At 39.5% G+C, this 11,623-nt stretch carries 8 protein-coding genes; all 8 read left to right on the forward strand.

Going from position 1 to position 11,623, the window contains the following annotated elements:
• A partial coding sequence (locus L1D50_RS17960; protein WP_239966528.1) for a hypothetical protein occupies positions 1-1,089 on the forward strand: 1,089 nt, incomplete at its 5' end.
• Positions 1,090-1,303: 214 nt separating this feature from the next.
• Positions 1,304-2,050: a hypothetical protein gene (locus L1D50_RS17965; protein ID WP_239966529.1), complete on the forward strand. Its 747-nt coding sequence runs from the start codon at positions 1,304-1,306 to the stop codon at positions 2,048-2,050.
• Positions 2,051-2,217: 167 nt separating this feature from the next.
• Complete coding sequence (locus tag L1D50_RS17970; protein WP_239966530.1) at positions 2,218-2,853, forward strand: hypothetical protein; 636 nt, start codon at positions 2,218-2,220, stop codon at positions 2,851-2,853.
• Positions 2,854-2,954: 101 nt separating this feature from the next.
• Entirely contained in the window at positions 2,955-5,456 is a 2,502-nt protein-coding gene (locus L1D50_RS17975; RefSeq protein WP_239966531.1) for a hypothetical protein, read from the forward strand.
• 4 nt (positions 5,457-5,460) lie between these two features.
• Entirely contained in the window at positions 5,461-6,084 is a 624-nt protein-coding gene (locus tag L1D50_RS17980; protein WP_138521493.1) for a hypothetical protein, read from the forward strand.
• The gene (locus tag L1D50_RS17985) at positions 6,081-6,536 is read left to right on the forward strand and encodes a hypothetical protein (RefSeq protein ID WP_128726253.1); all 456 of its coding nucleotides are present in this window, start codon (positions 6,081-6,083) and stop codon (positions 6,534-6,536) included. The genes L1D50_RS17980 and L1D50_RS17985 overlap by 4 nt, the downstream gene beginning before the upstream one ends.
• Entirely contained in the window at positions 6,526-7,176 is a 651-nt protein-coding gene (locus L1D50_RS17990; protein ID WP_239966532.1) for a hypothetical protein, read from the forward strand. The genes L1D50_RS17985 and L1D50_RS17990 overlap by 11 nt, the downstream gene beginning before the upstream one ends.
• 19 nt (positions 7,177-7,195) lie before the next feature.
• Positions 7,196-11,596 (forward strand): matrixin family metalloprotease, encoded by a 4,401-nt coding sequence (locus L1D50_RS17995; protein WP_128726251.1) that lies wholly within the window; start codon positions 7,196-7,198, stop codon positions 11,594-11,596.
• The last annotated feature ends 27 nt before the right edge of the window (positions 11,597-11,623 follow it).

Here is an 11,623-nt window from a genome sequence, read left to right on the forward strand (position 1 = left end):
GTATATTATGCCGTACCCTATATGGGTTTAAAGGATTTTACTACTGTGTTTGATAGAATTATAAAGACAGTGTCTTTTGGTTTTTTGTTTGCCTTGTTTAGCTTTTCTGTTAATGCACTTAGCTTGATTGAAATTAAAAAGGTAGAAGATGAAATTCGAGAGTTGCCACATCTTTCAGATCTTGGCTTGAATAAAGTACCTGGAATTGTTGTTAAATTAAATAAATTTGAGGTTGATTTTAACTCCCTTAACCCACTGCCAAATGACGCTGAGCTGCTTAAAGAGGCAATATTTAGCTGTAAAAATGCTCTAGCAAATCATGTTAATCAAGCAAAATTGTACTCGGCACTTCAGCAAGAAATGATTGATTTATCAGAAGGTACAAGTAGTTTATCATTAGTACAAAAAAGTATCATGATAAATATTCTCCTTGCAGGGCCTACAGCAATATCCTCTCAATTTTACTCTGATTATATTAACAGTGACGAAGCTGGTGGTATACGGCTTCGAGAAACACTCATGTATTTTACGCTTCATCCTAAAGCTAGTGTTAAATCAAGAATTAGTTTAATGGCAGATGAAAGCGTTCATCCTATTTTTAGAGGTCCCGCGAGCTGGGCATTTGGCAAACTATCCGCTCAAAATGATCCTGATGCAATTGCTCAACTATCAAAAGCGCTAAATCAGTCAATTGGGGACGACTTTGGCTTCGATAGTAAGTTATTAACGTTATTAGGGCTAGCTGAAATAGCTGACTTTGATTACATCAAATCAAATTATTCAAATGTTGGATTAGGGGATGAGTATCTCGCTATTGCCGAACGTTATATAAAATTAAAACGCGCCTTATCATCAGATAAAGATAAACTAATTGAATTAAACTTTAATGTTAAAATGGGGCAGTATGAAAGAGATGAAGCCATAAAGTATATATTGGAGAATAACAAAACGAACCTGCTTTCAAAATTAGGTGTTTTGTCTGATGTGGAAAATGGAACCTTTGTGATCGAAGAAGTCTCTCAACTGGCTAGTATTCTTGGTGATAGAATTTCTGGTAGTTCAGATAATCCAGTGATTACGGCTATCTAGTATNGTATGAAAGAGATTAAGCCATAAAGTATATATTGGAGAATAACAAAACGAACCTGCTTTCAAAATTAGGTGTTTTGTCTGATGTGGAAAATGGAACCTTTGTGATCGAAGAAGTCTCTCAACTGGCTAGTATTCTTGGTGATAGAATTTCTGGTAGTTCAGATAATCCTGTGATTACGGCTATCTAGTATATTATTTTATGGTTTACTTTATGAAAAAGTATTTAACGTTTGGTCACAGTTTTCTGTGTATTTTAGTCCTAACGCTCACTGGCTGTAGTGTATTTGATAAGTCCTTTGGTTTTAGAGGCCCGATAGTTGTAACAATAGCAACCAAAGATGGTAAACAGCCTGAAGCGCCATTTTTAATTAAATCTTCGCATGTTGAGGTTGGGGGTCATGGGGGAAGTGGACTGAAAAGGGGCTATCTTTATGAAAGAATTGGCGATGCAAACCAACCTATTTTATTTCCAAGGGAGCACTTAGATCTCAAATATCCTAATGCTTATGCGTTAATCCACTTCAAAGTGCGCCATCCTATGTACAATACTAAATATTCAAGTGCATATTTTGCCCCAAGCAAAGCTGATGACCCAATACCCTTTACAGTTGAAGTGGTTCCGCTGGAGGCGGTTTTGGCTCGAATAGAAAAAGAGGCTGAGCGCGCGAGCTTGGCGATGGAGCAGCTCGCACCGGATAGCCCAGAATATTACCGCCAGAGTTCGTTATTTGAAAAGGCTAGGCACAGTTTAGGAACTTTGGTATCACGGCATATTGATTCCATAAAAACCGACTATTTACCAGTGCTTCCAAAAGAAATACAAAAAGCGGTGAGAGAAAAATATAACCCGATATTTAAAGAGTTATATTATCGCTATCCAGAAACCGACTGTGGGCTTTTGATGTATTGCCAAGAACAATTAAAAAAACCAAGAGAACACGAATATAATGGACTTTAAAAAAGGTAAGTGTTGTTGCTTTAAAAATTTACATTAATTATAGGGGATGGAAACTTTGTGATCGAAGAAGTCTCTCAACTGGCTAGTATTCTTGGTGATAGAATTTCTGGTAGTTCAGATAATCCAGTGATTACGGCTATCTAGTATATTATTTTGTGGTTTACTTTATGAAAAAGTATTTAACGTTTGGTCACAGTTTTCTGTGTATTATAGTCCTAACACTCACTGGCTGTAGTGCATTTGATAAGTCCTTTGGTTTCAGAGGCCCGATAGTTGTAACAATAGCAACCAAAGATGGTAAACAGCCTGAAGCGCCATTTTTAATTAAATCTGCGCATGTTGAGGTTGGAGGTCATGGGGGAAGTGGACATAGAATGGGCTATCTTTATGAAAGAATTGGCGATGCAAACCAACCGATTTTATTTCCAAGGGAGCACTTAGATCTCAAATATCCTAACGCTTATGCATTAATCCACTTCGAAGTGTACCATCCTATGTACCATATTAATTATTCGAGTGCAGGTTTTGCCCCAAGCAAAGCTGATGACCCAATTCCCTTTACAGTTGAAGTGGCTCCGCTGGAGGCGGTTTTGGCTCGAATAGAAAAAGAGGCTGAGCGCGCGAGCTTGGCGATGGAGCAGCTCGCACCGGATAGCTCAGAATATTACCGTCAGAGTTCGTTTTTTGAAGAGGCTAGATACAGTTTAGGAACTTTGGTATCACAGCATATTTATTCCATAAAAACCGACTATTTACCAGTGCTTCCAAAAGAAATACAAAAAAGCGGTGAGAGAGAAATATAACCCGATATTTAAAGAGTTATATTATCGCTATCCAGAAACCGATTGTTGGCGTTCAGTAACCTGCCAAGAGCAAATTAAAAAACCGAGAGTATACGAGTATAATGGACTATAAAAAAAAGTTGGGTGTAGTTGCTTTAATAAGTGCTATCAATTGGCCTTGTTTTGCTCACGATACCAATACCACCCATCCTAGAATTACTGAAGTAATAGGTTTATCACTAAAAAAATTAGATGGGGAGCACCCTGCATATTATCAACTATATCAACTGCATCCAGACTATGTTATAGAGCGTCTAGGTGTTGCTCAGCAGAATGCTACGTTAAACGAGCCTTATCCATACCTTTGGGGATATGACCCTCAATTCCCGTCATCGGAAGATAAAGAGATGGATGAAGACAAGGCTAGCCCTGAGTACCCGGCCTTTAGAAAGAAAAGTTTAAATGTACTTGATGGTGTGGTGATGGAGGACACGCCGCTGAGCCGAGTAATGTCACACTTTCAACATGCTTACACAGGAGCTCCTCTTTCTATGAATGACTGGCCACTGGTTCTAAATGGCATGGTTAATATATATGGTGCATTAGAACCTAGTGAGATTACGGCTGGACGCTTTTTTAACAGTGCAATTTTAACGATGGGATATCTGAATACCCTGGATGACCTCTATGAGATGGCACCCACAGAAGAGTGGAGTTTGGAGCAGCATGGCCGGTTATTAAGTGGTGCAAAAGCAATGTGGATGTTTGGACACGCACTGCATCATGCTGAAGATATGAGTTCGATTGCTCATGTACATGGCGACGCTCATTTAACGCTGGCTCGGGATGCTCTTGGCGAACCTGATGATTACGAAGCACACTTTATTCCCAGTAAAATATTTGAATTTATAAGCGGAGAAGTAGTTGATACATGGTTCATTGATTCAAATAAAAGCAAACTCATTACTCATTCAGGCCAAATATGGGGGCGCAAAAGCGATCCATCTCATGTACATACTTTAGATAATTTGCTCGATCCTAACATCATGGCTAAGGGCATATATAATGTTCCGTTGTTTCAAGCACATCTTCCAACTGGCTTTTCGGTATTTAACGAGCACGATAGAAGCTATAAAAGGCCATATAGCTTACGGGTAGAAGGAAAATACTACTTCTTCGATAGAGCCGAGACTAAAAGAACCTTTAAAAAAGCTGGCAAGCTGTGTGGAGACGGTGAACTAAGCAAGATGTTTTATTTTGGAGACTTAGCTGATTTTGAATCAGATGAAGGCCCAAAATTAAACCTTTGTGGTTTGGCACTTAACTTTAAATCTCGCCGACTTCTGCCTCAGTATGAAATTATGCATGCGGCCGCAAAATTAGATGAGGAGAGTGGCAAGTTTAATGCGCACCGGTTTAAGTTTAATGGATATTTCAATAGTCTAGCATCAGATTGGTGGGAGGCCTCGGCATTCGGTGGGCCTAAAGGACTCTACTATATTGAACAGACGATGAAAGGGGTGGATTACGAAAGTAACTCCAATGGAAAGTTAATAAAACCTGGTGAGCTTCTGTTAAGACCAAACTTCATCAGGAAAGATATCACAAAGCCTTTTTCTAAAGATAACCCCTTAGTTAAGACTTGCACTAAGTCTTCTGTAGAGCAAAAGCGTTGCTTCAGCGGTGATAGTTTGTTAGAGCGTTACGCTGAAGTACTTATCCCATATTCTATGAAATTTTTAACAGGCTATAGTCAGTTTTTTTACGACGTTGCCAACCTGCCTCCTTATTTGCAGCAAGTTGAGGTTGTTCAAGGAGGAGAAGCAAAGTATGGGATGAAGTGGCAAGGAAAAATAAATCGGGATGGAGACATTACGTTATTTGACGAAAATCCTTGGTTTCATCGTGATGCGAAAGAAAAATTTTATTTTATATCAGAACGATATAAGGCACAGACAATTCCACATTTGCGCTTTTTAAATCACCAAGAGGATATTACTCTTCGATTAAAATTTAACGAAGCAATACGCCATCCGAATACCGAAGGTAGCTCATTTGCTCTGGGCTTTTCTCAAAATGGCAAGGACGTCATGCTAAATACCGAAGATTTGGAATTTAGTGTATTAAACGATGGACAGTTTTCAGGTTGCACCGTTGTAAAAGCATCCACTAGACAAACGGGTAACTGCTGGGAAGTTAAGGTGAGTCCCGGGGTATTGAGTTCTTTATTTGGGGATGGTCTAAATGGTCGCGTGCAGTTATTGGTTAAGGCTGCTGACCTCAATAACCACAGAGATCAAGAAGGCAACCCAACAGATAGCCTTACTGAGGGGAGCTTATTAGATAGTACACCTAACACTCCTGCGAGACGAGTAGTGACTCGCACTGGCCCAAAATACACAGTCCATAACGAGAAATTTTCTCAAAACGAAAATCGATACTCTTGGCATTCAGGTACTTCTTTACCAGGAGAAATGTTTGGTAGTTATGCTAAAAAAGTCGGCGCATTTGCATATGACCCGGGGATCGATCGAAATCACGTATTACTCTTCGATACTACAAAACCGGAAATTAGGCTTGAAGTAAAAGCGGGAGAGATAACCGCAGAACCTAAGAAGGATTAAAGAAATGGCATTTTCTAAAGTTATATTTCTAAGCTTGCTGCTTATTTTTAGTGAGTTTAGCTTAGCTTTGTCATTATCAGAGCAGGTACAGCTTGCAGATACAGTTGTACAAGGAAAAGTAATGTCAAAGCGGAGCGAGTGGAGAGATGGGCAAATTATTACCCTCAATCAGGTGTTAGTTCGAGACGATTTGAGTGCGTCCGCAAAAAATATACCGGCACGAAATGAGATTGTAATCACTCAGCTAGGAGGTACAGCCTTGCACCCAGTGTTAAATGTGGAGGTAACACAACATATTTCACATCAAATTTTACTCCGTGAGGGCGAAGAGGCTCTGTACTTCACCAGAAAAAGTGAACTAGGTGAGCAACGTTTAGTCAGTGGAGCTGACTCGGTGGTATTTATTCAAGGTATAGGTTCAGAGTCTGCTACGCTGCCTAAATTTAAGCAATTGAAAGTTACAAGTTATATGGCTCCTGCTGTGAGTAGCCTAGGACGTAGCCAAGAGAGCAAATCATCAGCAGCTAGCCAAGCTGTGCTTGAGCAAGAACCGTTAACTCTGGCTCTAGGAAAAAAGCGGATCAAAGAGCTGCTTAAGCAAAAGTACGGTGTAGAGGGACGAAAATGAATAATATTACAACTAAGGCATTATTACTTGCTTTGTTGATTATTAACACACGTAGCGCGCACGGTAATGAAGCAGACTCTATAGAAACCTTGAAAGCCATAATGGGTGAAAAGAGAGTCGCGCCATATCAACGAACGCAAAAGATCCCACATCGTCAAGAAGCGCTCGCTCCTTTAGCTCGAATAGCGAATCTGACAAAACCAAGAAAAGAGCCAACAGCCAAAGTTATACACTTAAAGCATAAGGCAGTAAATACAGTGAATTTCACTAATAAGTTTGTGTTAACACGTGTAGATGCTTCAGCTATTGCGTTAGGTGCCATTGGTATTGAAAGTATTAAGAACCATTCAGCGATTGCCGTCAAAGCTGAGAGTAAAAAAACAGATAAACAGACAAGTAATAAGAGTATAGATCCCAAAAAGGATATGGGGAAGTTAATAAATGAAAAGTAAAATAATAGCTGTTTTGATGTATTTATGTTGCTTTACAGCATTATCAAAACCAAATTATATACAGTTCAATGTGACACCTCACAGCAGTGAAGTTATTTTTTCACAGCCACTGAATATAGATTTTATTGATAATGCAACGTCGCATATTCGCCTTGACTCTAGCCATAATGATTTTGAAATGACGATCAAGACGTTGGCTACCAAAGGAGTGGTAATTTCTTTACCAGAAAATACGACATTGTTATCAAGTCGTCAGATGCCTGTTATCTATTCTCCTAAATGGGAACTGAACTACGGAAAATATATGCTGTCGATACCAGGCATTAGTATTTACCCAATTGCAGTGGATGCAAAACAAGGTTATAGCATTTTCAATTTAGCAAATCTCCTTTTAACAAGAAAAATTGAACGCCCTCTGAGCGAATTCTTTTTTGTAATCGGATGGTGGGATAATCAACGGGATTTAATTGATTTCCCTGTCAAGTTACTACGTGTAAAGCAAAATGATAAATTTCAAGACTACAGGCTAGAACCTCTATGTGATATTGATTTACCTCTGAAAGAAGCTATCACTTTGTTTAATAACGCGAATCAACAAGATGTGCGTGAATTAGCTGTACGACAAAACTGTATTAACTAAACAATAAGAATCTGAAATCATGAAAATCGCAAACTGGATTTGCTTATTACTATTTTTGGTGATATTCCCGGCATTTGGTGGAAGTCCGAATTGGCAATTCGATAGTTCAAATCAACCTGTTCCAGTCAAGTGGGATGCTAATAATCAGCCCTACGTATGGAGTTTAAACGAGTCAGGCTATCCTCCTTTAGAGTTTAATGTTTTAGAACAAAAGTTACGAGAAGCTTTTGCCACTTGGCAAACTTTACCTGATAGTAATGTAACATTCTCTTATGGCGGAACCACACCTGAAACTGGCAAAGGGCGAGGTAGTGCGCTGGGACCAAATATTGATGGGTACAACGTAATTTCATTCGCTAACACTGAACATGAATTCCCGGAACCTGTATTGGCTGTTTGTTCTTCCACAAGCATCAGCAAAGAGCTTGAGATCACCGATGATAATGCCGATTTAAATGGTGATGGGATAAATGATATTCCAATTGGGTTTTATCCTGCTGGAACTATCTTCGACGCTGATATCTTTTTTGACGGTGCAAAGGTTTTTTCGGATCAACTGGTTTACAACGTTGCACTTCATGAGATAGGCCATTGTATTGGGCTTGCTCACAGTTCTTTGCCATATAGTACTATGTACCCTACTCAAGATACGGATATTGAGCGAGGCTCATTGCTAAAAGCGGATGATATCAGCACGCTTGCAAGTTATATGGGCAACGCTGACACAAAAACTCGTTATGGACGCATTTCTGGTCAAGTGCTTGATGGTGTCTCAGGTAGAACGATCACTGGCGCGCATGTTATTGCGGTAGATAGTGATACCAAAGAGTCAATTGTTGGTACTTACAGTTTAACCAATGGGCAATACGACTTATTTGTACCGATTGGGAAGTATTTTTTAAAAATAGAGCCTCTGGATTCCTCACATGTTGGCTTGGAAGCTGAGCGGCTTAATATACTGGTGACTAACCCTGACTCTACGTTTTTTGAACGAGAGTATTATGACCCCAAGGAATCTTCATATGAAGAAGGGGCTGAAGAGCCTCTGTTATTTGATGTTACTGCGGGTATAGAAATCTCAGATATCAATTTTTATATAAACCAAAAGGCCACAAGTGAATTTAAATTTCCTTTAAAAAAAGGGTTGAATTACTTCGGCTATCCTCAATTAGTGCCTTTTGGCCTAACATCTTATGATTTGTTAAGCCAAGTGTCTCAGTTTATTGAAGTAAACAGAATAGAGCGCTTTAATACTGAAACTGGCGGTTTTGAGTTTGCTTTTATGCTTGATGGCCAGCCACAAGGTGTAGAATTTGACATTCAATCAGGGGAAGGTTACCTAATAGCCAGTGAAAGTGATGGCGAACTGGTATTTCCTGGTGGCACTTATTGTCACCAATTTACCTTGAAAAAAGGGTTAAATTTGGTTTCTATCACTTGCCCTCCAAGTGATTTTGATTCTTATCAAATGCTAGAAGCAATCGGCAGCTCTGAAACGGTTGAGAGTATCAGATACTATGACTCTAATACCAAAGCATATCGAGAAGCTCGATATGAGGGAGGAGTAATTGTTGGTGATAGATTTGATTTGCCACATGGAGTAGCTCTAGAAGTTCGAATGTTGGTAGATAGTGGAACTTTTCAGCTATCAAAGCAGGAAATTTCAGCGCCGATTATCAACTATATTTCTCCAGGAGTAACGATACCACGTGGTTATGTATTAATATCCGGAGAAGGTTTTACGGCCGAAGTCGGTGAAAATATCGTTTTGGCCGGTAACAAAAGATTAGCAGTCCAAAACGCATCCCATAACTCATTACTTGTTCAAATTCCAAACGATATAGAAGCCGGGGAGTATATGCTGTCAGTGACAGTAAATGGACTAAAAAGTAATGAAGCCACATTAAGTATCATGCCCAATCAAGTATTGGAAAACAGTGAGTCTTTAACACAGTTGCTCTCTGGAATGAAAGTAAGAGGAGGAATTGACGCCTTAGGCGAACAAGACGTTTATACGTTTGTAGCATTAGCAGGTTCAAAAGTTAATATTCAATTACTCCCACTGCAGAGTAGAGCAAAGCTCGGTCTCCAAATGTTAAACCCAAATGGAGGAATGCTTCTGCATCGAAAAGCTAGTGTAGGAGGCACCTATATAGCGGTACAAAACTTTGAAATTGAGGCCACAGGGATTTATACACTCGTTATTTCATCTGAAATGGTGAGTGCATATCAGCTTTCCATCGATATTGATGCACCAACTGGTTCGGCTAAAACGTCTGTGCTTCTAGGTGAGGGTCAGACTGCAGTAAAGGGGACTGAGCTTGCTGAACCAATATTATTGCTAATTACAGATAAAAGGGGACAACCTGTAGCAAATGCTGATGTGGTTTTGACGCAAAAAAGTATCGCGTCTGAAGAGGCTAAAAAGCTTCAAGTTGTTAAACGTAACTCATTAAAAAAGAATGAGAGTGCTCCACGTCCTGCTGCCGCTAACGCAGGGCTCACCGATACGCAACTAGAGTCATTAAAATCTGATAGCTATGGCATGGTCGCAGTTAAAGTTGCAGCTCCAAATCTAGTTGAGGATTTTCAACTAAGAGTAAGTGTTCCTGGAATACCTGATATTGAACCTATCCTTTTGACTGTAAAAGTTATTTCTGCACCGGTGGCAAAAATAAATATAGAGAAAACAGAACAGAATTGTGGAAGTCAATGCCCTGTTGGAGAGGTGCTTCCGGATCCTTGGGCAGTAACTTTTTTAGATGCTCAAGGCAATGGTATTAAAGACTTGAGAGTGGATTGGCTAATCGTTTCAGGAGAAGGTAAGTTAGGAAAAAGTGCGTCTTCTACTACTAAACGAACTCTACAGGTTGATACCGATGAAAACGGAAAAATAGAGGTTTATCATAAGCTTGGAGATAAGTTATATGTTAATGGAGACAATAGTGACATATCAAATTCATTGGTAAAAATCCCTCAAATCGCGATGATGGCTATTCCAGGTCAATCCGCCCCTGTTATTTTTACAGCTGAAGCAAAAGCTGGTGCCGTTAGTCGCGTAATTTCTAGTAGTTTAACTGATCTCCAAGGAACTATGTATACACAAAGTTTCAACGCATTAGGATTAATAGCAAAAGATGCTTATGGTAATCCTGTCAGTGGTGCTGAGGTAAAGGTTATTTCTCCAACTCCAGACTCGGGAATTGAAATTTTACCTGGTGACATACATGGCGTACCAATAAATGGATTTCGAACGAATAACCGTGGTATTTGGTTAGCCGATATAAAGATGAGTGAGGCCATTCCTACAATAGATGAGTTTGGTAATAAAGATACTCAAGGCTTAGCAGAAACTTACGTTATCAATCTTCAAATAGGCTCTAAGGCACTAAAGTACAAATTAGATATTGATATGGGGCCTATTTTACTTACCCAAAAATCTGACCGGAGAATAACAGCTATTGTGGGACAACCTCTGGAGGAAGAAATAAGCTTCAAGCCACATGGATTTATGCGTAACTCACAATCAGAACCACTCACAAGGAAAAAGGCGATGTGGAATGATGTAATGGAGTGGAAACTAACCGGAGAAGGGTATCGCTGGGAAGGGCCTAAGAGTGCATATGCAAGGGACGATATCACTAGAATTAAAGACTTCACAAAAGTTATGCCGACTCATCAAAAGGCTGATGATATTCACTTTTCAGTGCTTAATTATGCTGATGAAGGTACAGAAATGGAAGTTATAGATAGTAAATTAGTCTGTGAAGAGGATAAGGATATTTGGCAATGCCGAGGTGAAGACCAAGTTCATTATTATGCTCACCGTGCCGGGAAGGTAAAAGTAACAAACGTCGGTGATTTCTATGCAAACCAGCCCGTTTTTGTTAAAGCTGTAATTCCAGAATACAGACACGGTATTTTCGTGGGTGATACGTATGATACTCGATGGGGGATCGTTAGAGAAACGTACTACAAAGACTTAACTGGTTACGCAACAATTTATCCTAAACCAATACAGCTCTCATTCGTTATAGAAGACCCCTTTGTAAGCGGTAGTGACGATCTATCCAGCTATCCGGGAATTGGAAATGTTAGTGGTATAGACCTTCAAATGCTTAATATCACTATGCCGAATGGAACGGTTATTAATGCAAGTAATTTACAAGACTCTATTCAATTAAATCAGTCACCTAACTTTGCTCAGCTATGGCTAGACCACCATCAAATTGGCGTCATAACAGAGGAAGTTTTGCACCTAAAGCCAGAACACATGCAGCTTATCTATTCACCAAAGGCCTCAGAGCTCAATAAGGGAAGTAATACATTTAAATTAAGCATATCTGATGCATCAGGCAATAGCGCTGCTGAAGCAAGCTGCACATTTACTTACCCAACGTCAATTAAATGCCAAGAGTAGGGATACAATGAGATTTAAATCGATAAT

It is taken from the genome of Pseudoalteromonas sp. Isolate6 (genome assembly GCF_022398435.1).
Classification (GTDB): domain Bacteria; phylum Pseudomonadota; class Gammaproteobacteria; order Enterobacterales; family Alteromonadaceae; genus Pseudoalteromonas; species Pseudoalteromonas galatheae.